Source organism: Chromobacterium sp. S0633, assembly GCF_024158805.1.
In the GTDB taxonomy this organism is placed as follows: Bacteria; Pseudomonadota; Gammaproteobacteria; order Burkholderiales; family Chromobacteriaceae; genus Chromobacterium.
Genome location: NZ_JAMZGH010000061.1, coordinates 1 through 21,428, shown reverse-complemented (window position 1 = coordinate 21,428; position 21,428 = coordinate 1). Strand labels below are relative to the sequence as shown.

17 protein-coding genes are annotated in these 21,428 nt (G+C 61.3%); 11 read left to right on the top strand and 6 right to left on the bottom strand.

Going from position 1 to position 21,428, the window contains the following annotated elements; genetic code table 11:
- The 8 genes from NK214_RS22910 to NK214_RS22875 form a co-directional block, all read left to right on the top strand.
- Positions 1-1,329: hypothetical protein (locus tag NK214_RS22910; protein ID WP_253315615.1), on the top strand; the 1,329-nt coding region annotated here is incomplete at its 5' end.
- A gap of 21 nt (positions 1,330-1,350) precedes the next feature.
- Positions 1,351-1,623 (top strand): hypothetical protein, encoded by a 273-nt coding sequence (locus tag NK214_RS22905; RefSeq protein WP_253315614.1) that lies wholly within the window; start codon positions 1,351-1,353, stop codon positions 1,621-1,623.
- A gap of 322 nt (positions 1,624-1,945) precedes the next feature.
- On the top strand, positions 1,946-3,700 hold the full coding sequence (locus tag NK214_RS22900; protein WP_253315613.1) for a LysM peptidoglycan-binding domain-containing protein: 1,755 nt from the start codon (positions 1,946-1,948) through the stop codon (positions 3,698-3,700).
- Positions 3,673-4,356: a hypothetical protein gene (locus NK214_RS22895; RefSeq protein WP_253315612.1), complete on the top strand. Its 684-nt coding sequence runs from the start codon at positions 3,673-3,675 to the stop codon at positions 4,354-4,356. Before NK214_RS22900 ends, NK214_RS22895 begins: the two co-directional genes overlap by 28 nt.
- Positions 4,357-5,310: 954 nt before the next feature.
- A complete protein-coding gene (locus NK214_RS22890; protein WP_227108009.1) occupies positions 5,311-5,760 on the top strand; it encodes an SMI1/KNR4 family protein in 450 nt (149 codons plus the stop codon).
- Positions 5,761-6,059: 299 nt separating this feature from the next.
- Entirely contained in the window at positions 6,060-6,521 is a 462-nt protein-coding gene (locus tag NK214_RS22885; RefSeq protein WP_253315611.1) for a hypothetical protein, read from the top strand.
- A gap of 36 nt (positions 6,522-6,557) precedes the next feature.
- Positions 6,558-7,673 carry a hypothetical protein gene (locus NK214_RS22880; RefSeq protein WP_253315610.1) on the top strand — a complete coding sequence of 372 codons (1,116 nt, stop codon included), beginning with the start codon at positions 6,558-6,560 and terminating at the stop codon, positions 7,671-7,673.
- 9 nt (positions 7,674-7,682) lie between these two features.
- Positions 7,683-8,156 carry a hypothetical protein gene (locus NK214_RS22875; RefSeq protein ID WP_253315609.1) on the top strand — a complete coding sequence of 158 codons (474 nt, stop codon included), beginning with the start codon at positions 7,683-7,685 and terminating at the stop codon, positions 8,154-8,156.
- A 264-nt stretch (positions 8,157-8,420) separates the two neighbouring features.
- Here the strand turns inward: NK214_RS22875 and NK214_RS22870 are convergent, their stop codons facing one another.
- On the bottom strand, positions 8,421-8,738 hold the full coding sequence (locus NK214_RS22870; protein ID WP_253315608.1) for a hypothetical protein: 318 nt from the start codon (positions 8,736-8,738) through the stop codon (positions 8,421-8,423).
- Between the two features lie 381 nt (positions 8,739-9,119).
- Positions 9,120-9,992, bottom strand: coding sequence for a CRH family carbapenem-hydrolyzing class A beta-lactamase (blaCRH, locus tag NK214_RS22865; protein ID WP_253315607.1), 873 nt, complete (start codon positions 9,990-9,992; stop codon positions 9,120-9,122).
- 273 nt (positions 9,993-10,265) lie between these two features.
- Between blaCRH and NK214_RS22860 the strand changes: the two genes are divergently transcribed.
- The 3 genes from NK214_RS22860 (at position 10,266) to NK214_RS22850 (ending at position 12,470) form a co-directional block, all read left to right on the top strand.
- Entirely contained in the window at positions 10,266-10,676 is a 411-nt protein-coding gene (locus NK214_RS22860; RefSeq protein ID WP_081544576.1) for a CesT family type III secretion system chaperone, read from the top strand.
- A 54-nt stretch (positions 10,677-10,730) separates the two neighbouring features.
- Positions 10,731-11,702: a hypothetical protein gene (locus tag NK214_RS22855; RefSeq protein ID WP_253315606.1), complete on the top strand. Its 972-nt coding sequence runs from the start codon at positions 10,731-10,733 to the stop codon at positions 11,700-11,702.
- Positions 11,703-12,209: 507 nt separating this feature from the next.
- Positions 12,210-12,470, top strand: a complete 261-nt coding sequence (locus NK214_RS22850) for a hypothetical protein (RefSeq protein WP_227108020.1) — start codon at positions 12,210-12,212, stop codon at positions 12,468-12,470.
- A gap of 52 nt (positions 12,471-12,522) precedes the next feature.
- Here the strand turns inward: NK214_RS22850 and NK214_RS22845 are convergent, their stop codons facing one another.
- The 4 genes from NK214_RS22845 to NK214_RS22830 all read right to left on the bottom strand — a co-directional run.
- Positions 12,523-13,914, bottom strand: coding sequence for an efflux transporter outer membrane subunit (locus NK214_RS22845; protein ID WP_253315605.1), 1,392 nt, complete (start codon positions 13,912-13,914; stop codon positions 12,523-12,525).
- Positions 13,915-13,919: 5 nt separating this feature from the next.
- Positions 13,920-17,018 (bottom strand): multidrug efflux RND transporter permease subunit, encoded by a 3,099-nt coding sequence (locus NK214_RS22840; RefSeq protein WP_253315604.1) that lies wholly within the window; start codon positions 17,016-17,018, stop codon positions 13,920-13,922.
- Between the two features lie 160 nt (positions 17,019-17,178).
- Complete coding sequence (locus NK214_RS22835) at positions 17,179-20,265, bottom strand: MdtB/MuxB family multidrug efflux RND transporter permease subunit (protein WP_235088903.1); 3,087 nt, start codon at positions 20,263-20,265, stop codon at positions 17,179-17,181.
- A gap of 15 nt (positions 20,266-20,280) precedes the next feature.
- Positions 20,281-21,428, bottom strand: a 1,148-nt coding sequence (locus NK214_RS22830) for an MdtA/MuxA family multidrug efflux RND transporter periplasmic adaptor subunit (RefSeq protein WP_253315603.1), incomplete at its 5' end; no start/stop codon positions are given.

The window sequence follows — 21,428 nt, the reverse complement described above, 5'->3', positions numbered from 1 at the left end:
GGCTGGATGGCGGAGGGCTTGGGGTGGAGCAGCGAGAATCCGGTAGCCAGTGTGGGCTACGGCACGCTGCGCGGCCTGGTGTCGGGTGGTATCCAGTCGCAGCTGACCGGCCAACGTCCTAACTGGAGCGCGATCGCAGCGGAATCGTTTGGCAGCGCGCTGGGCGATCAGGTGGTGAATGGTATCCAAACCCGGGATAAGGAGCAGTCCAAGTCTAAGCTAGAGCAAGAGCGTATGGCTCAAGCGATGGAGGAGACCAAGCAGACCCGCTACGATAGGCGTGGGGTGAGGGTGATTGGTGACGCCGGTCCTGGCTTCTTTGTGGAAGGGGCCGCGCAACGGGCAACAGCGACCAAGGCGAGCTCGACTGAGGGATTTAATTGGGAGGACACCATAGAGCTTGAGCCGGTCACGGTGACAGCCTCCCGTCCGGGCACTCTGCAACGCTTTGCAGGCCGCATGTTGGACACAGTGATCGATGGCAGCCTGGGAATGGCCCAATTGATCAGCGACCAAGGCTATTTGGCGGCGAGTCTGCTCAGCGGAGGCCTGATCGATGACCGCGGCGCTGCCGCGCGTAATGCTGCGTTGGTCCGTGGTTTGCCGGATGCGCTAGGCAAGACGGCGGGCGAGCTGATGTATTATGCGAAGAATCCTGGGGAACTGAGTGCGGAGCAGGCAGGCACATTGGCCGGCAATGCCTTGTTGTCTTGGGCGCCAGGGTCACGTTTGCTACGAGGGTCCAGTCTGAGCGTTGAAGCAGGTATGGGCACGCGTTTGCTGGCAAGGGATGCTGTGGAAGCGTTTGGGCCGAGACTGGATCGCTTGGCGGAGCAGAGTACACCGGGGCTGAGGATGTATGCGGTGCCGGAGGGGGGAGGTGCGGGTTACATTCCACGGGTTGATTTGGTAGATAGCTTTGTTCAGCAGAAAATGAGAGGGAGAGACTTAAGGTATCTATATCGTGGCTATGGCGATATCCATTACCTTGATGCAATTATTGATTCTAATGGAACGCTTGGTTTTGATATTAGAGCAGGTGGCAATGCGGCTGTGCTGGGAGGAGGGAAGGATATGCTTTATGGTTTAATGAGTCGTCTTAAGCAAGATGGTGTTCAAGTGCAAAAAATACGCGGAACTTGGCTTGATGGAGATGGTAGCGTGAATTACGAAACATATAGAAAACTTACCTCGGGGCATTCCCCTAAATCTCCAAGCCAAGCAGCATTGGAAACTTGGACAGGGCAACAGGCAAGAGCGTTTGGGTATGGGAAAGTTGTAGATTTAAAAGATTTTGGTGTTGATGTTAAAGTGTTGTTTGGAAAATAAATTTATGAAGGGAATTGATTTATGGCTGCTGATTGTTTTGGGTTGTCTCCAGAAGATGTCACCTTTTGGAGAGGTGAAATTCGAGACTACTCGTCAATGAGTAAGTTACTGCGTGATCTTGTGAGTAAATATAAGGTGTCTAGGAATGATGCTGGAGTGATGTTGTATGATATTTTTGATGATTTTTCATTGGATGATATTTCTTATGTTTGGAAATGGGATATTGATGGCAATGGGCAAGGGATTTCGGATGACAGTTTAGATAAATACCTTAAGCATTTGCTTCAGCACTGATGAAATGGAAGCAAGCAAGGGTAGGTAAGTGTCCAGTCCCGGACGATTGCTTACACGCTTTTTTAATAAATCGGGACGCTGCTTTTGCCAATCTTTCATGGCCTGAATCGGTGTCCGCTACACGGCAGTACGGTGCACTCGCAGGGTGTGACACCCGGCTATAAGTCCTTCCATTTGTGAGCTTAGCTGCCGGGCGTCGCGCCGCAAATGCAGAGCGGCTACTCCCATCTCAGCTACAACGAACGTCAACGGCCACCTGACCGAAGCGCGTGATGAACGGGGCCAGCGCAGCCTCCGCTACCTCAACAACGCCCAGGGCCTGGTGCTCAAGCGCGAGGAAATCGCCAGCGGCAGCACCTACAAACGGCAGGACTACTACTACCTGGACGGCAAGCAGATCGGCGCGGTGGGCAACGACGGCGCCAGCCGCGTCGACTACGCCCAGGCCTTGGCGCAAAGCCAGATCGGCAACCGCAAAGACCAGTACCGCGAAGGCCAGCCGGTGAACAGCGCCGACTTCGACCAGAACTACGAACCGATCGGTCCGAGCTACCCGGGCCAGACGCCGGGCTTCGTCACGGTGAAGGCGGGGGACACCTTGCAAAGCCTGGCGGCGTCGCTGTGGGGCGACCAGGCGATGTGGTATCTGCTGGCGGACGCCAACAGCCTGAGCGGCAGCGAGCCGCTGACGGCCGGCCAAGTGCTGAAAGTGCCGAACAAAGTGACGAATGTGCACAACAACAGCGGCACTTACCGGGTGTATAGCCCAGGCGAGGCGATAGGGGATGTGACCCCGACGCTGCCGGATCCGCCGCCGCCGCCGCAACAAGGCGGGGGCGGAGGGGGCTGCGGCGGTTTTGGCGCTATCTTCGTTGTTATTGTCGCCGTGGTGGCGGTGGTGACGCTGGGTCCGATTTTCAGCCAGGCGTTGATTCCCCTGCTAGGCGCTGCGCCGGCGGCGGCGGGTGTGGCCGCGACAGCGAGCGCCGCGGCCACTTTTGCCGGCTATGCGGCAGCGGGCGCGGTGGCTTCAATGGCCAGCCAGGGCGTGGCGATGGCGATGGGGATGCAGGATCAGTTCTCGTGGAGCCAGGTGGGCTTGAGCGCCCTTGGCGCGGGAGTGAGCGCCGGCGTGGGCGCTGGGATGTTGGGCGACTCGCTGAAAAACGCGCCGATCGCGCTGCGGGCGGCGGCGGGTAACGCCTTGACCCAGGGGGTGGCGGTGGCTACCGGCTTGCAGAAGCGCTTCAGCTGGACCGCGGTGGCGGCCAGTGGCGCGGCGGCCGGGGCCAGCGGCTGGATGGCGGAGGGCTTGGGGTGGAGCAGCGAGAATCCGGTAGCCAGTGTGGGCTACGGCACGCTGCGCGGCCTAGTGTCGGGTGGTATCCAGTCGCAGCTGACCGGCCAGCGTCCGAACTGGAGCGCGATCGCAGCGGAATCGTTTGGCAGCGCGCTGGGGGACCAGGTGGCGAGCGGTATTCAGAAACGGGATCAGCAGCGGCAAGACAGCCAACAAGCGCTGGCCCAGGTCTGGGGACGTGATGGCAATGTCTTGGTGTTAAGCCCTGCCTCCGTCAAGGAGCAAGCGCGCTTCAGCGGGCGAGAGGAGATGGACGTGCCGCAGCGGGCCACGGCGGGCAAGGCGGGCGGGGCAGAGGATTTTAATTGGGAGAACACCATCGCGCTTGAGCCCGTCACTGTGACGGCTCCTCGTCCAGGTGCTTGGCAACGCATGTTGAATGCGGTGAACCGTGGCCTGGAGTGGGCGAAGTCTGGGGTTGAATGGATGCTGGGGGTGCAAGAAGTTGGCGTGACCATGGCCACTGGTCTGGTAGCTGCCCCAGCTTCAGGACATGGGATGATGTTTACCGGAGGGGATGTTGAAGCCGGGCGAAACATTGCTGCGGCTCTGACGTATCAACCCCGGCTGGGAACCTCTCAAACGATGCTGGAAGGTTTGAACAATACGGTAGGGGCGGGTTTCCGGTGGCTGGAGCAACAAGCCGGAGATGGGGGATACTGGCTAGGGAGCTTGACAGGTAACTCTCAATGGGCTGTGTGGGGGGGGGGACGGTAGGAACAACCTTCCCGGCTGCGGCTTCGATGTTATTAGGGCCGGGCTCTTCTGCGGTGCGTGGTGCGTTTGGTAGTGTGGGGAAATTGGGCTGGGGAGGTCGTGTTGCGGGTGAAGGGGCGATATCAGGCCTGGAGATGTATGGGGTTCCCAAGAGGCTTGAGGTTCCAAACGCGACGCCAACTGATCTGTTCAGAAAAGCCGAAAATACCGGGGAATTCGCCGGTCTGAAAGTGCCTATGCAGATGCGGTATGTGGAGCAAGCGGCACTGGAAGGAGGGGGTGGTATGCAAGGGGTCAAAGTTCGCATTGTTCGTGATCCAGAGCTTATCGGTAAAGATTTGTACGGATATACGCATTCGAATGGATCGATTGATCTTTACCCAGATGCATTCACAAATACCGAACAACTTGTGAAAACTCTTGGCCATGAACGGACTCACACAATGCAAATTGATCCCTATGGTCATCCGAATAGATTTGCTGGCGATCATCTGCGCATGAATCAAGAACTCCGATTCAATGAAAATGCCGCTCATGGTATTGAGGACAGCTTTTGGCAGTACTATCAGAAAAACAAAACAGGACGGCTTTGGGGGGTGAATAATGAGCAAGAACATCACTTACATCGACTGGGTGAAGCACTTACCTATTGGTGATGCCGAATATGAGCAGTGTTCATGTCCGGTTTGTAATTCTACTGGTCTTGCATATCAGTACTTTGGATTTGCTGATAGCGAATTTGGCTGGAAGTTGGTTTGGTGCCCGTCGTGCATGAATGGTATTCGCATTTCCAGGACAAGGGTTCCTACAGGGGCACAGGTTCTCATTGCTGACGAGGATCAGGAGCAGTTTCTCAATCAACACTCAGAAGTTAACCTAATCGTATAGTTAGCTCGGGCCAAGCCATCTTTGGGAGGGTTTGGTGTTCCAAGCCGTGCAACTGCGCCACGCTACCAAAGCTGCTCATATTTGAAGAACGGTATGACATCTTACAGCGAAGGAACGTTGCTATGTTTAGACTAATAGAAGATGAACTCAACTATTCTGATGAGCAAGTTTGTCTCTGCAAGGATGAGTCTTTTAGCAAGTTTAATGGATGAGTCCAGAGGCTTGTTCGCCCTAACAGTTGATGATTCTCTACTTCTGCTAGTGGCCTTTATGGCAAACAATTTGGATGAGCGACTGCGTTGTGGGATAACTTTCTTTACACAATTCATGGGTAAATTATTTGATTGCCCATTACTCGTAGTGGGAATTAACGTATGAATGTCGAAATTAAAAACTGGGGGAGGTTGTTGCGGGGTTTGGGGCTTTACTGATGAGTGATGGTTAAAAAATAGAGTGGCTTGTGCTTAATCATCAGGTGGAGGATGGTTGGTTATGGTTTGCCGTTGTGTGGTCTTAATGTCTGGAGGGGCGTAGCTCACTTGCATTAATGAAAGAAATTTTAGTCAACTTCAGATGGCCCAGTGTTTGAAGCAGAAGTGATATTGAGAGAGGCGCAGAAGCTGATTCATAGTCAGTAGCGTAGGTAGGTCCTCTAGCTTGCCTACGCAGTATCTAATTACACAGTTTTGTCGTTTTGTGGTTTTTTGTAAAGAAAATTAATTATGAGTTTTGTTGAGAAAATTATTGCGGCTGGGTTGAGCAAGGGGCGCGAGATAGTTGGCCTCTCTGACATGGAGGTGCTAGAAGTTGAAAGCGCTCAGGGTGTTAAGTTGCCAATGATTTATCGTGGTTTTTTACAAGAGTGTGGTAAGGGGGCAGGGTTGTTTGAGAGGGGGGCTGATTTTTTTTACCCCACAATAAAGAGCTTGAAAGAAGAGTTAAGTGAAATGCTTGCAGAGGAGGGGATGGATTTTTGCATTCCTGAAAATGCATTTGTTTTCTCGGCTTATCAAGGGTGTCAGTATTGTTTCTTTTTGTGTTCAGGCAATCAAGATCCTCCAGTGTATAAGATTGATGATGGAGGTGGAACTGCTGTAATAATTTCCGATTCTTTTTCTCAGCACGTTGCGAAGGCAATTTCGGATTACAAAAGGGTGTTTTTTCATAAATAGCCAGCAAGTAGCGTGGGCAAGCCAAAAGACTTGCCCATGCGCTACCTTGACATCACTAATTTTGGCGCGCCGTAACTTATAAGCCCAAGCCCCTGCCAAAGTCCCACTAGGGACTTTGGTCGTTCATGAGGCTCAAGCTAGTTCCTGCATCTGCATCGTAGTTTGCTGCAAGCTATGGGCGAAAGGCTCCACGGCCGTACGGTGCACTCGCAGGGTGTGACACCCGGCTATAAGTCCCTCCATTTGTGCACTTAGCCGTCGGGCATCGCGCCGCGTATGAGGCGGCGCCGCTGGGTTCAATGGCTAGCCAGGGCGTGGCGATGGGGATGCAGGACCGCTTCTCCTGGGGTCAGGTGGGGTTGTCGGCGTTCTCGGCGGCGGCGACCGCCGGCCTGGCGGGCGCGTCCAACACCTCCTCTTTGTCGGCCTTTGCCGGCAAGGGGCTGGGCGAGACGGTGACGCGGACGATGGCGGTCAACGCGATGACCCAGGGCGTGGGCTTGGCCACCGGGCTGCAAAAGTCCTTCAACTGGACCTCGGTGGCGGCCAGCGGCGCGGCGGCCGGGGCCAGCGGCTGGATGGGCGACAGCCTGGGTTGGAACAGTTCGGATCCGGTGGCCGGCGTTGGTTATGGCACGTTGCGCGGCCTGGTGTCGGGCGGAATCCAATCGCAACTGACCGGCCAGCGTCCGAACTGGAGCGCGATTGCGGCGGAATCCTTCGGCAGCGCGCTGGGAGACCAGGTGGTGGGCAGCATTTAGAGTAGGGATCAGCAGCGGCAACAGCAGCAACAACGCTTGGCTGACGCGATGGCCGAACAGCTTGCCGAAGCCAAGCAGACCCGTTACGACACGCGCGGAGTGATGGTGGCGGATGGGGGTAAGTGGTCGCGCGGGCAGGAGATCTTGAGTGATGCCGGGCCGGGCTACTCGGTGGATGGTACGGCCTTGCGACAGGTGAGTCAGCCATTGCAGCCGTTGGCGGTGGACGATTATGATCCGTCCAGAGTTGAAGTGCCTGCACAAATGCGGGAAATGACCGAAGCAGAAGGTTTCTTTGCCTTCAACCCGGTAGGTCAGACAATAAGAGCGGTTGGTCGGGCAGGCATGGGTCTGCTGCGCGAAGGTGATGCTTTCTTTGGGGATGTGCTGAACCGAAGCCAATCTGGTATGGCCAGCTTGTTGGGTATTGAAGGTAATGCAAGCCTGGATGCCCAAAGCCAGTTCTTCCAATCGGTGGATCAGAAGGGGTGGGGGACGACGCTGGGCTACACCGCTTGGGGCATGATGTCTGGTCCGATGCGAACTACTGCTGATTTTGCCAGCGGTTTATACCTACACAGCCCGGACCGAATTGGTCAGTCTGGGTTCGAGTTGTTGTCGATGGGAGCTGGAGGTTTAGCAGCTCGAGGATTGAGATTGACGGGGGCAGGTGAGGGGTGGCCTTTAAATTTTCAAATGGGACCTGCTCATAATGTTGCAAATTATTCTCGTTTGAAGAGTTATTATCGTTCACTTGATTTCGATTATATTTCGCCTGGTGAGTTAAATTTAAATGCACCACCTCCACTTGATTTGAGCAGAGCTTATGTGTCACGTAGTCGTAATGGGGAGGTCCTTCCATTGTTGATGGATGACAGAAAAGTTGTCGTTTACCCAATGGTGGAGGCGGAGGGGAGGGCTCATACTGCTCTTGGCTCTACTGTAAGTAGCCGAACGGGTGTGACTTATAGACAGTCTGCAACATTTATCAATGGTAGTGGTATACCTTGGGGGCGGGTTGATTGGTATGATTATGGCTTGCCATTGGATCATCCGAGAGTACATATCCACCCATTGAAACCTCTTATGAATAAAAGTGGAGTTGTTGTTGATTGGCAACAAGGGAATATCGCCCCATTCTTTGGTCATTGAGGGTTGAAAATGGATGCTATTGTTTTTTTGCTTGTAAATGGAGTGAAGGACTGGGGTTGCGAGAGATTTGAGGCTGCTCATGCTCGTCGATTAAGTGAAATGGGGGTTGATCCAGTTGCTTATAGATGGAGTGATCATATTAATTTGTTGCCTCGTCCCATTCCGCCGGAGCTTGTAAAGCATATTTCTGATTCTGAGGGTTCGTGGCGCTGTTATGTTCTTGAAGGCGATTTCCTTGAAAAAATAGAAGAAGAAGTAAATAATTGGGTAGATGAGTGGGATGTGATTGATCCTGATTTGGGTGGTTTGATTAGAATGGCTTTTTTGCTGTCGCCTGGCGCTATCTTTGCTTTTGAGCCTCAAGGCGAGGTGGTTGACTATGTTTATAGTCAGAAAAACTCTGATTGGGTTTATCTGAAAATTAGAAGTGTTCTGGATAGGAAGGAAAAATTGGAAGGGTTTATTGCAACTGGGGCTTCTTGAGGTAAGCCTTGGCTCAAGGTCCCTTGTAGGATTGTGATTGTCCAGAAGGGTTATGCCAATTGTGTGCCTGCATCGTAGTCTATTGCAAACAACCAGCGAAGGGCTTCAGCAAGCAATACCTCGGCTCTTACTCCCGCAAGTAGGGTGGGCAAGCCAAAAGGCTTGCCCACGCAGCACCTTGGCAACACCTCTTTGACCGCGCCGTAATTTATAAGCCCAAGCCTCCCCAAAAGCCCCTCGCGGGGCTTTGGGCGTTAATAAGGCTCAAGCCAGTTCCTGCATCTGCCTCGTAGTCTGTTGCAAACGATGGGCGAAAGGTTCCAGCAAGCAATACACCTGCTCGCACTCCAGTGTGCCTAGATTGGGTTGCTCCAACATGGTTACTAGTGTCGTCAAGGCGGTGCTGACTTGGCCGAATTCCAGGCTGAGCAGATGGAGGCTGTGATCGAAATGCTGGCAGGATTCGTCGAGCTGGTGCAGCAGCGGGTCGATTGGGTGGAGCGAGGTATTTTGCTGGCGCAAGCTTTTCAGCTGGAACAGCAAGGTTGACAGGCTTGGGATGTAGTGGGACTGGGAAGGCATGGTGCTAGGCATGGTAAGCCTCCAATAGTGAGCGATGAAGCCCACCGTCCGACGCTAACCGGGGCGGCGGGAACATGGCAGGATTAGCGTTACCGGCACTATGGAACCGGCGCGTGCAAGCACGCTCCCACCATGACCCGCCTGAAAGCAGACGTATCTATAGTGTGTCCGGACAAAAAATGCCGCATGTGCGGCTGTCCGCCATAGTGTTTCGGAACGCTAATCCCGGTGCTATAAACAGCACGGCCGGATTATCACGTGCTTGTGGCGGGGAGGCAAGGGTTTCGCATTGCTTCGCAGCGAAACCTGCGCCGACGGGGCTTGAACCTACGTCATGGCCCGCTACCAGCAACGCGGCCCCTCGGCCGCGCCTCATCCAGCTTACTTCTTCACGTTAAACGCTTCCAACGCCGCCCGCGCCGCGGCGGCGATCACTTCGTCGCTGTGCTTGGTTTCTTTCTTGGCGTGCTTGGTGTAAACCGCCAGCACGATGGGCGCGCGTTTGGGCGGCCAGATCACTGCGAAGTCGTTGGCGGTGCCGTAGACGCCGCAGGTGCCGGTTTTGTCGCCCACTTCCCAGCCGGCCGGCACTGCGGCGCGGATTCTGGCGTTGCCGGTGGTGTTGCCTTTCAGCCAGTTCGCCAGCTGTTGGCGCTGCGGTTCCGGCAGCGCCTTGCCCAGCGCCAGTTTTTGCATGCTTTCCGCCACTGCCTTGGGGGTGGAGGTGTCGCGCGGGTCGCCGGGGATGGCGGAGTTCAGTTCCGGCTCCCGGCGGTCCAGGCGGAAGCTGGCGTCGCCGATGGAGCGCATGAAGGCGGTCAGGGCGGCGGGGCCGTTGATTTCCTCGAGCAGCAGATTGGCCGCGCCGTTGTCGCTGTATTGCACGGAGGCGGCGTTGAGTTCGGCCACGGTCATGCCGCTTGCCTGATGTTTGGTGGTAATCGGGGACCAATTAGGCAGAGTCGTCTTGCTGTAGCGGATGCGTTTGTCCAGCAGGCCCGGTTTTGCTTGGCTCTGCGCCAGCACCCCCGCCGCCAGAAAGCCTTTGAAAGAGCTGCACATGGGAAAGCGTTCGTTGGGACGATTGGCCACGGTGGCGCCGGAACCGGTGTCGATGGCGTAGACGCCGATGCTGCCGCCAAAATCGCGCTCCAGTTTGGCCAGCTTGTCGGCGGCGACGGCGAGCGGGTCCGCGGCGACGGCCTGGGTCAGCGGCGCGGCTAGCGATGCGAATAAAATCAGATGCTTGAACATGGTTTGGGTCCTTCTGTCTGGTGGGAAAGTGTGGCGCTATCCTGATGGCGAAGGCTTGGGCTGTAAATCGCGCAAACTGTAACGTCTGTAACTTTTTGCGCCGGCGGCAGCGGTGAGGCGGGGTGTCGCCGCCGGGCGTAATCAGGCGCGGGGCCGTCTGAGGAGGGGCTGCGTCATGCCGGCGCAGGCGGCGCGCTTGGGCGAATTCTGGAAGTGCGCCGCGCACCGGCGAAGGTATAAAGCGGCATTCGCCATTTCGCTTGTAGGATTTTCATGCCGGACCTGATCGCTTTTCATCGCTGCGTCGCGGAGCTGTTGCAACACCTGGGTTTTGACGCGCCGGAACTGGCCGCGGATCAGGAGGTGCTCAGTCTGCAGTTGGAGCAGCGCTTCTCCCTCCATTTTGTCTGTCTCGATCAGGATAGCTGGTTCATGCAGGCGGACCTTGGCGACGCCTTGCCGTCGCCCGGTCCCGCCGTGTTGGCGCAGGCCTTGCGCCGCAATCAGCTGGCGATTCAAGCCTGGCAGCCGGTGGTCAGCCTGGATCAGGACGAGCGGTTGGGCTGCTGGTTGCGTTTGCCGTGCCAGGGCTGCGATTTGCCGTCGATGGCGTCCGCCCTGGACGCCGTGATTGTCTGCGCCGAAGAGTTGTTGTCGGCGGTGGACGAACTTGTCGTTTGTTAAACCCTTGTTCCGCCTATAAGCCCTGATGGGCAAACTCCTAAGAAAAGGACACTCATGAGCACGATTTCCACCCATATCCCCATGCGCGGGCTGCACTCCGCCCAGGCTTTGCGCGAGAGCTGCGCCGATGTGAACGCCGACAAGGCGCGCATCGGCATGCGCAAGGACGGCACTTTGGTGCTGTACACCGGCCGTTCTTATTTGCTGCATCCGGATCAGACCCGACGCGCCAGCGAGTTTCTGCGCCAGCTGGACCCGCAGCAGGCGGAGTCGGGGTCGCGCCGTTTCCGCCTGGTCGATCTGATCACCAGCCTGAATACCGTCTCCAATGGCCGTCGCGCCCAGCCGCAGGCGGATGAGCCGGCTGCCGCTAGCCGCACCCGCCGTTTGCGTTTTGCCGACGAGACCGCTCCAGTGGCGGAGAAGCGGCCGGTTCAGTCCGCGCCGCGCGCCGAGGCCGATGGCGCCGGCAAGGGTTTCAGCGCCGCCGGCTCTCGCGGCCGAGTGCAGCAGGCCGGCGATATGGTGGTCAAATCCTTCAAGGCGATGGACAAGGGCGCCGTCGCTCATGAGCTGGCGATGTGCAACAGCCATCTCAAGGCCAGCCAGCGGGCCCTGCCGGAGGCGCGGATGCAGGGCGATACGCTGGCGATGCCCTTTATCGCCGGCTCGACGCCGACCACGGAGGAGGTGAAGGGCGCGGTGGGCGAGTTGTTCCGCCTGGGCTTCATGATGGGGGACCCGTCTTCGGCCAATTTCGTCAAAACCGAGGGCGGCAAGGTGGTGCCGGTGGATTTTGGCCTGATGTTCAAGACGGGCGAGCGCGGCGCGGTGTGCCGCAGCGTGATGAGCGAGATCGTGCATGACTACGTCAAGGGCGGCTATCGCTTTGTGCCGGAGCCTTTGAAGGGCGATTATCTGGCGGCGATGCGCGAGTTCGATCAGGTGTTGGGCAAGGACAGCCCGGCGCGCAATGTCAACGTCAAGAAGCTGCAGATGGCGGGCTGGTTCAATAAGACCCGCTAACAAACCCCCTGATCCTGCGTTGCGCCGACTTGCCTAGGTCGTAAAACTGAGTTTTGTTAGCCATGGCCCATCCGTCTGATGGGTGGCTGTGGAAACGGCGTGCTCCTGCTCGGGATGCACGCCGTTTGGCTTTCTTTCCGTCCGCGACGCCGGCGCCTTGACGCTGCTTGCCCGGCTCAGTACCCTGTGGCTCGCGCTGCACCCAATCACGCCGCGCCGGGAGTAGAAGCCCAGAGTCACTTGATCGCAGACAGGAGGTGTCCGCTTTGGCACTTCTACGTCTGCTGCCATGCATGCCCATCCTGGGCGGGCCGTGGCAGGGAGCCTTAACGGGCTACCGGTCTTTGGTCGAGTGAACCGGTCTTCTACCCTTGTCACGAGCCTGCTCAAACCTGCCGCTCGAGCGGGCCTTCTCTCAGGAAACGACTTGGAGGCCGCGATGCGATCCTTCCTTTTTTCTCCCCGTTTTTCTCTTGATCCGCTGTCCTGGCCACAGGAGGCGCGGCTATGAACGCCCTATGCGAGGTAGACGAGCGCCGGCAGTTGCTGGGCCGCGTGCTGGACGCGAGCCAGCTGGGGCTGGAGGCTTTGGACCTGGTGATCCCCGCCGTGGAGGCGGCGGAGCGCTTGTGCCTGAGTCTGGATGCCGAGGACGGTGTGCCGATTGCCGGGCTGTGCCGGCTGGTGCGTTGGGCGATGGAGGACTACCACGGCATGCTGGACAATGTGCGTGAGGAGGCGGCCACGGCTTTGAGCGATGAGGGGTGAGAGGGGGCGCTCCGCGAGTCTTGCAATCTCCCGCCCTAGGCGCCGCCGCTCGCTATGGGGCCGGCGTCGGCACCTGCCAGCCGCCGCCCAGCGCGGCGATCAGCGCCACGCTGCCGGCGTATTGCCGGTTCTTCACGTTCCACAGCGTGCTTTCCGCGTTGATGCGGCCGCTTTGCGCGCTTAAGACATTGAGATAGCTGACGGTGCCGGCGCGGTACTGGTTCAGCGCGATGGTTTCCGCGCGCCGGGCGGCGTCCAGCGCGGCCTGTTGCGAGGCGGCTTCCTCGCCCAGCAGTCTTTGCGCGGCCAGATTGTCTTCCACGCTCTGGAAGGCGGACAGCACGGTCAGGCGGTAGCCGGCGACGCTGGCGTCGTAGGCGGCGACGGCTTGCTCTTTCTGGGCGCTGCGCAGGCCGGCGTCGAACAGGCTGAGCGCCAGCGCCGGGCCCAGCGACCAGACGCGGTTGGGCAGGCTGACCCAGTCGGCGAAGCTGGCGCCGCGATAGCCGCCGCTGGCGGACAGGGTGAGGGTGGGGAAGAAGGCGGCCTGGGCGACGCCGATTTCGGCGTTGGCCTGCGCCACCGCGCGTTCGGCGGCGGCGATGTCCGGGCGGCGCTCCAGCAGTTGCGAGGGCAGGCCGGCGGGGATGCTGGGCAGGCGCGGTTCGGCGCCGGCCGCCGGCAGGCTGAAGCTGGCCGGCGTCTGCCCCAGCGCGGCGGCGATGGCGTGTTCCAGCTGGGCGCGGGTTAGCTGTTTGTCCGCCCGCTGCGCCTGGGCGCTTTGCCATTGGCTTTCGGCCTGGGCCACGTTGGCGTCGGAGACGATGCCGGCCTGGTATTGATTGCGGGTCAGCTTCAGCGTTTCCGCCAGCGCTTGTTCATTGGCTTGCAGTTGCCGCAGTTGCAGGTCGGCGACGCTGATTTGCAGATAGGCGGTGGCCAGCTGCGCCTGGGCGCTGAGGCGTATTGCCGCCAGTTGCGCGGCGCTGGCTTGGGCTTTGGCGGCGCCGGCTTCCACGGAGCGGCGCAGGCCGCCCCACAGGTCCAGCTCCCAGCTGGCGTTGGCGCTCAGGTTATAGCTGGTGGACGTGGCCTGGCCGGGGGAACTGACGCCGCGGCTTTGGCCGGCGCTAAGGCCCAGGCTGGGAAAGAGCCCGGCTTCGGCCTGTTTCAGCAAGGCCTGGGCCTGGCGGTATTGGGCTTCGGCCTGGGCGATGCCTGGGCTTTGCCGGTTCAGGGTGTCCATCAGTTGGTCTAGCCGCGGATCTTGGTAGATGCGCCACCAGTCGCCGCGCGAAAGGGCATCTTGAGGTTGAGCGCTTTTCCAGCGGCCGTCTTCTTTGTATGCGGCCGGCACGTCCAGCTTGGGCTTGGCGTAGTCCGGGCCCAGCGCGCAGCCGGCCAGCAAGAACGCGCAGGCCAGCGTAAGGCTTTGTGTTTTCATGGGTTTCATTCCTCGGCTCCGCGGTTCAGCGCGGCGCGCGCGGGCCGCCAGCGGCGACACCACAGCCGGAAGCGGTCCAGATACAGGTAAACGACGGGGGTGGTGTACAGGGTCAGCAGCTGGCTGAGCAGCAGGCCGCCGACGATGGAGATGCCCAGCGGGGTGCGCAGCTCGGCGCCGTCGCCGCGGCCCAGGGCCAGCGGCAGCGCGCCGAACAGCGCGGCCAGCGTGGTCATCATGATGGGGCGGAAGCGCAGCAGGCAGGCCTGGCGTATCGCCTGTTCCGGCGTCATCTGCTGTTCGCGCTCGGCGTTGAGCGCGAAGTCTATCATCATGATGGCGTTCTTTTTGACGATGCCGATCAGCAGCAGCACGCCTATCAGCGCGATGACGTTGAATTCGCCGCCGGTGGCGATGATGGCCAGCAGCGCGCCGACGCCGGCGGAGGGCAGGGTGGAGAGAATGGTGACCGGGTGCACCACGCTTTCGTACAGCATGCCCAGCACGATGTAGACGGCGATCAGCGCGGCCAGGATCAGCAGCGGCTGGCTGTCCAGCGAGGCCTGGAAAGTTTTGGCGCTGCCCTGGAAGCTGCCGTGAATGCTGCTGGGCAGGCCGACGCCGGCCAGCGCCTGGTTGATGGCGTCGGTGGCGTCGGACAGCGCGGCGCCCGGCGGCAGGTTGAAGGAGACGGTGGCGGCGGCGAACTGGCTTTGGTGGTTGACCGACAGCGCGGTGTTGCCGGGCGCCCAGCGGGCGACGGCGGACAGCGGGGTGGGCTGGCCGCCCGGCGTTTGCAGGAAGATGCTGTCCAGGCCGTCCGGGCCTTGCCAGTATTGCGGCGCCACTTCCATCACCACGCGGTATTGGTTGAGCGCGTTGTAGATGGTGGATACCTGGCGCTGGCCGAAGGCGTCGTTGAGCGCGGCGTCCACCTGGGCCTGGGTCAGGCCCAGCCGCGCCATGGCGTCGCGGTCGAAGACCAGGGTGGTTTGCAGGCCTTTGACTTCCTGGTCGGTGTTGACGTCGGCCAGCATGGGCAGCTTCATCAGCGCTTGCTGCACCTTGGGCGTCCATTCGCGCAGTTCGGCCAGATCATCGCCTTGCAGGGTGTATTGGTACTGGGCGTTGCTGGAGCGGCCGCCGATGCGGATGTCCTGCACCGCCTGCAAAAAGAGCTGGGCGCCGGGTTCGCGCGCCAGGGTTTTGCGCAGCCGGGCAATGACTTGGTCCGAGCTTTCTCCGCGTTGGCTCAACGGCTTGAGGCTGACGAACATATTGGCGCTATTGCGTTGGCCGCCGCCGGTGAAGCCGAGCACGGCGTCCACCGCCGGGTCTTGGCTGACCACGGTGATGAAGCGCTGCAGCTTTTGCTGCATGGCCTGGAAGGAGATGTTCTGGTCCGCGCGTATCATGCCGTTGAGCCGGCCGGTGTCTTGCTGCGGGAAGAAGCCCTTGGGCACCGCCAGATAGAGGTAGACGTTGAGGCCTATGGTGGCGGCCAGGATCAGCATCATCAGCGGGCCGTGGCGCAAGGCCCAGTCCAGGCTGCGGCGATAGCCGTCCAGCATGGCGTCGAAGACGCGTTCGCTCCATTGAAACAGCCGGCCGGGAGGCCGTTCTTCGCGCGGTTTGAGCCAGCGCGCGCAGAGCATGGGCGTGGTGGTCAGCGAGACCAGCAGCGACACCAGGATGGCCACGGACAGGGTGACGGCGAATTCGCGGAACAGCCGGCCGATCACGCCGCCCATCAGCAGAATGGGAATGAAGACGGCGATCAGCGAGACGCTCATGGACAGCACGGTGAAGCCCACTTCGCGCGCGCCGCGCAAGGCGGCCTGCATCGGTTTCATGCCGTCTTCGATGTGGCGGGCGATGTTTTCCAGCACCACGATGGTGTCGTCGACGACGAAGCCGGTGGCGATGGTCAGCGCCATCAGGCTGAGGTTGTTGAGGGAGAAGCCGGCCAGGTACATCACGGAGAAGGCGCCCACCAGGGACACGGGCACGGTGATGGCGGGGATGGCGGTGGCGCGGCCGTTGCGCAGGAACAGGAAGACCACCAGGATGACCAGGGCCACCGAGATCAGCAGCGAGCGCTCCACTTCCTGCAGCGAGGCGCGGATGGTGGGGCTGCGGTCCATCACCACTTGCATGTTGATGGCGGCGGGGATGGAGGCTTGCAGCTGCGGCAGCAGCGCCTTGACCCGGTCTATGGTTTCGATGATGTTGGCGCCGGGCTGGCGGAACAGCATCAGCATCACCGCCGGCTGCCGGCCCAGAAGGCCGGCGTTGCGTAGGTCCACCACGGAGTCCTTGACCTCGGCCACGTCGGCGATGCGCACCGCGGCGCCGTTTTTGTAGCTGACGATCAGCGGCAGGTAGTCGCTGGCCTTGGTGGCTTGGTCGTTGGCCTGCACCTGCCAGTGTCGTTCGTCGTTTTCCAGAAAGCCTTTGGGCCGGTTGGCGTTGGTGCCGGCGATGGCGCCGCGCACGGTTTCCATGCCGATGCCGTAGTGGTTGAGCTGGCGTGGGTTCAGCTCCACCCGCACCGCCGGCTGCGCGCCGCCGCCCACGTTGACGTCGCCTATGCCGTCCACCTGGGCCAGCTTCTGGCCGAGTATGGTGTCGGCGGCGTCGTACATCTGGCCGCGGCTCAGGCTGTCCGAGGTCAGCGCGATGATCATGATGGGCGCGTCGGCGGGATTGACCTTGCGATAGGTGGGGTTGGACGGCATGCCGGTGGGCAGCAGGGAGCGGGCGGCGTTGATGGCCGCCTGCACGTCGCGCGCGGCGCCGTCGATGTCGCGGTCCAGCTCAAACTGCAAGGTGACGCGGGTGGAGCCCAGGGAGCTGGACGAGGTCATTTCGGTGACGCCGGCGATGCGGCCCAGCGCCCGTTCCAGCGGGGTGGCCACGGTGGCGGCCATGGTCTCCGGGCTGGCGCCGGGCAGGCGCGCGCTGACGGAGATGGTGGGAAAGTCCACTTGCGGCAGCGGCGACACCGGCAGCAGCTTGAAGGCCAGCAAGCCGGCCAGCAGGATGGCCAGGGTCAGCAAGGTGGTGGCCACCGGTCGGCGGATGAAGGGGGCGGAGGGGATCACGAGAAAATCCTCATCGGCCACGGAAACACACGGAAGGACACGGACAAAAACCAGTCATGCAAGAGCTTGATGGCGGTTAGCGTTGTTTGGCTAAGGGCGATCCTGTCGAAAATGTCACGGAATTCCGTGTTTTTCCGTGTGCTTCCGTGGCGAATAAAAATCATGCTTCCGCCTCCGCCGTCTTGGCGCCAAAGCGTTTGCCCAGCCGGTCAAAGGCCAGGTAGATCACCGGGGTGGTGAACAGGGTCAGCACCTGGCTGAGCAGCAGGCCGCCCACCATGGCCACGCCCAGCGGCTGGCGCAGCTCGGAACCCATGCCGCCGCCCAGCATCAGCGGCAGCGCGCCCAGCAGCGCGGCCAGCGTGGTCATCAGGATGGGGCGGAAGCGCAGCAGGCAGGCCTGGTAGATGGCGTCGCGCGGACTCATGCCGCGTTCGCGCTCGGCCTCCAGCGCGAAATCTATCATCATGATGGCGTTTTTCTTGACGATGCCGATCAACAGAATGATGCCGATGATGGCGATGACCGATAGATCGTTGCCGGATAGCAGCAAGGCCAGCAGCGCGCCGATGCCGGCCGAGGGCAGGGTGGAGAGAATCGTGATGGGATGAATATAGCTTTCGTAGAGCACGCCCAGCACGATGTACATGGTGACGATGGCGGCCAGGATCAGCCACAGGGTGTTGGACAGCGAAGCCTGGAAGGCCAGCGCCGCGCCTTGGAACTTGGTGTCTATGCTGGCCGGCAGGCCCAGCTCGGCCTCGGCCTGGCGGATGGCGTCCACCGCCGCGCCCAGCGAGGCCCCGGGGGCCAGATTGAAGGACACGGTGGCGGTGGGGAATTGCCCCAGGTGGTTGACGGCGAGCGCGGCGGGGCGCTCCTCTATGCTGGCCACCGCGTCCAGCGGCACCGGTCCGCCGTTGGCGGTGGGCACGTACAGGCTTTTCAGCGACAGCGGGTCTTGCTGGTGCTGCGGGTCCACTTCCAGCACCACGCGGTATTGATTGGTCTGGGTGAAAATGGTGGAGATCAGCCGCTGGCCGAAGGCGTCGTAGAGCGCGTTGTCGATGGCGGCGGTGCTGACGCCCAGGCGCGCGGCGGTGTCGCGGTTGATGTTGACGTAGGCCTGCAGGCCCTGGTCCTGCAAATCGCTGGCCACGTCGGCCAGCTGCGGCAGCCGGCGCAGCGTCTCCACCAGTTTGGGCGTCCAGGCGGACAGGTCCTCGGCGCTGGTGGCTTGCAGGGTGAACTGGTATTGGGTGCGGCTGACGCGGGAATCTATGGTCAGGTCCTGCACCGGCTGCAGGTAGAGCGCCATGCCCGGCAGCGCGTCGGCCTGGCTTTGCAGCCGGGCCAGCACGGTGCGGATGTCGTCGCGTTCCGCCTTGGGTTTGAGGTTGATCAGCAGCCGGCCGTTATTGAGCGTGGCGTTGTTGCCGTCCACGCCGATGAAGGAGGACAGGCTGTCCACCGCCGGGTCTTTGAGCAGACGCTGGGCCAAGGCTTCCTGCCGGCGCGCCATGGCGCTGAAGGAGATGGATTGCGAGGCCTCGCTGACGCCCTGGATGGCGCCGGTGTCTTGCAGCGGGAAGAAGCCCTTGGGCATGGCCAGGTAGAGCGCGGCGGTCAGCGCCACGGTGGCCAGCGCCACCAGCAGGGTCAGCGTCTGCCGCTCCAGCACCCAGCTGAGCATGCGGCCGTAGCGGGCGATCACCCGGTCGAAGAAGCGGCCGCTGGCGTGGTAGAAGCGGCCTTGCTTGTCTTCCGGCACGTGTTTGAGCAGGCGCGCGCACATCATCGGCGTCAGCGTCAGCGAGATGAAAGCCGAGATCAGGATGGACACCGCCAGGGTGACGGCGAATTCGCGGAACAGCCGGCCCACCACGTCGCCCATGAACAAGAGCGGAATCAGCACGGCGATCAGCGAGATGGTCAGCGAGATGATGGTGAAGCCGATCTGCTTGGAGCCTTTCAGCGCCGCGGCCATCGGCGTTTCGCCGTCTTCGATGTAGCGCGCGATGTTTTCTATCATCACGATGGCGTCGTCCACGACGAAGCCGGTGGCGATGGTCAGCGCCATCAAGGTGAGATTGTTGATGGAGAAGCCGGCCAGATACATCACGCCGAAGGTGCCCACCAGGGACAGCGGCACCGCCACCGCGGGGATGACGGTGGCCGGTACATTGCGCAGGAACAGGAAGATGACCATCACCACCAGGGCGATGGCCAGCATCAGCTCGAACTCCACGTCCGCCACCGAGGCGCGTATGGTCACGGTGCGGTCGCTCAGCACCTTGACGTCCACCGCGCCGGGCAGGGCGTCGCGCAGCTGCGGCAGCAGGGTCTTGATGCGGTCCGCCACCTGGATCACGTTGGCGCCGGGCTGGCGCTGCACATTGAGAATGATGGCCGGGGTGGCGCCGGCCCAGGCGGCCAGGCGGGTGTTTTCCGCCGAATCCACCACCTGGGCCACGTCGGACAGGCGGATGGGCGCGCCGTTGCGGTAGGCGATGACGACGCCGCGGTATTCGTCGGCGGACTTGAGCTGGTCGTTGCCGTCTATGGTGGAGGCCTGGCGCGGGCCGTCGAAGCTGCCCTTGGCCTGGTTGACGTTGGCGCTGGCGATGGCGGTGCGCACGTCTTCCAGCGTCAGGCCCAGCGAGGCCAGCTGGCGCGGATTGGTCTGGATGCGCACCGCCGGGCGCTGGCCGCCGCTGATGCTGACCAGGCCCACGCCGGGCACTTGCGACAGCTTCTGCGCCAGCCGGGTGTCGACCAGATCCTCCAGCTTGGTCAGCTGCAGCGTGGGCGAGGTGACGGCGATGGTCATGATGGGGGTGTCCGCCGGATTGACCTTGCTGTACACCGGCGGATTGGGCAGATCGGAGGGCAGCAGATTGCCGGCGGCGTTGATCGCCGCCTGCACTTCTTGTTCGGCCACGTCCAGGCCCAGTTCCAGGCCGAACTGCAAGGTAATCACCGAAGCGCCGCCGGAACTGGTGGACGACATTTGCGACAGGCCGGGCATCTGGCCGAACTGGCGCTCCAAGGGCGCGGTGATGGAAGAGGTGATCACCTCCGGGCTGGCGCCCGGGTATTGGGTGACCACCTGGATGGTGGGATAGTCCACCTCCGGCAAGGCGGACACCGCCAGCATGCGCCAGGCGGCGAGGCCAGTCAGCAGGATGGCGACCATCAGCAAGGTGGTGGCCACCGGCCGCTGGATGAACAAACGGGAGGGGTTCATGCCGTCTCTCCGCGCTTACTGCGCCGCCGAGGCGCGGCGTTTGCCGGCCGGGCCGCTGCCGTCGCGCTTGTGGCGCCCGTTTTTGCCCGCGCCCTGGGCGGCCTGGCGGTTTTGCGCGGCGCGGTCCACCACGGTGACCTTGGCGCCGTCGCGCAGTTTGTCGAGGCCGTCCACCACCACGCGCTGGCCGGGCTGCAGGCCTTGCTCGACGATGACGATGTCGCCGACGCGCGCGCCGGCGCTGATCTTGTTCAGGCTGACGCTGCTGTCGGCGTTGACGGTGTAGACGTAGCTGCCCGCCTTGCCCAGCTGCACCGCGGCGGCCGGTACGGTGACGGCGTTTTCCTGCTCGCCCAGGCTCAGGCGCACATTGACGAATTGATTGGGGAACAGGGCCTCGTCGGCGTTGGCGAAGCGGGCTTTGAGGTTGACGGTGCCGGTGCTGGTGTTGAGCTGGTTGTCTATGGCCAGCAGCGCGCCGTCGGCCAGCTTGTTGCGGTTGTCGCGGTCCCAGGCTTCCACCGCGAGGCCGGGTTTGGCGCGGCTGGCCCGCAATACCGGCCCCAGGCTGACTTCCGGTATGGAGAACAGCACGTTGATGGGCTGGGTCTGGGTGATCACCACCAGGCCGTTGGCGTCGCTGGCGTGGACGATGTTGCCCGGGTCCACCTGACGCAGGCCGGCGCGGCCGGACACCGGGGCGGTGACGCGGCTGTAGCTGAGCTGCAGCCGGGCGTTGTCCACCGCGCCCTGGTCCAGCTTGACCGTGCCCTGATACTGGCGCACCAGCGCCGCCTGGGTGTCCACCTGTTGTTTGGCGATGGAGTTCTGCTCCAGCAGCTGGCGGTAGCGGTTCAGGTCCAGCTGGGCGTTTTGCAGCAAGGCCTGGTCGCGCAGCAACTGGCCTTCGGCCTGGGCCAGCGCGGCCTGGAACGGGCGCGGGTCCAGTTCCGCCAGCAGCTGGCCTTGTTTGACCGGCTGGCCTTCCTCGAAATGCAGTTTGTCCAGCTGGCCGTCCACGCGGCTGCGCACGGTGACGGTGTAGGTGGAGTTGACGGTGCCCAGCGCGCTGATCTGCAAGGGCACGTTTTGCCGCTGCGCGGCGGCCACGCCCACGGCCGCCGGCGGCGCGGCGCGGCGTTGGCCGGCGGCGTCCGCGGCCG

Bases quoted from the DNA above. Each gene is read 5' to 3' on its own strand.
- NK214_RS22905 (WP_253315614.1), top strand. From the start codon at position 1,351: ATGGCTGCTGATTGTTTTGGGTTGTCTCCAGAAGATGTCACCTTTTGG.
- NK214_RS22895 (WP_253315612.1), top strand. From the start codon at position 3,673: ATGGGCTGTGTGGGGGGGGGGACGGTAGGAACAACCTTCCCGGCTGCG.
- NK214_RS22890 (WP_227108009.1), top strand. From the start codon at position 5,311: ATGAGTTTTGTTGAGAAAATTATTGCGGCTGGGTTGAGCAAGGGGCGC.
- NK214_RS22885 (WP_253315611.1), top strand. From the start codon at position 6,060: ATGGCTAGCCAGGGCGTGGCGATGGGGATGCAGGACCGCTTCTCCTGG.
- NK214_RS22875 (WP_253315609.1), top strand. From the start codon at position 7,683: ATGGATGCTATTGTTTTTTTGCTTGTAAATGGAGTGAAGGACTGGGGT.
- NK214_RS22870 (WP_253315608.1), bottom strand. From the start codon at position 8,738: ATGCCTTCCCAGTCCCACTACATCCCAAGCCTGTCAACCTTGCTGTTC.
- blaCRH (WP_253315607.1), bottom strand. From the start codon at position 9,992: ATGTTCAAGCATCTGATTTTATTCGCATCGCTAGCCGCGCCGCTGACC.
- NK214_RS22860 (WP_081544576.1), top strand. From the start codon at position 10,266: ATGCCGGACCTGATCGCTTTTCATCGCTGCGTCGCGGAGCTGTTGCAA.
- NK214_RS22855 (WP_253315606.1), top strand. From the start codon at position 10,731: ATGAGCACGATTTCCACCCATATCCCCATGCGCGGGCTGCACTCCGCC.
- NK214_RS22850 (WP_227108020.1), top strand. From the start codon at position 12,210: ATGAACGCCCTATGCGAGGTAGACGAGCGCCGGCAGTTGCTGGGCCGC.
- NK214_RS22845 (WP_253315605.1), bottom strand. From the start codon at position 13,914: ATGAAAACACAAAGCCTTACGCTGGCCTGCGCGTTCTTGCTGGCCGGC.
- NK214_RS22835 (WP_235088903.1), bottom strand. From the start codon at position 20,265: ATGAACCCCTCCCGTTTGTTCATCCAGCGGCCGGTGGCCACCACCTTG.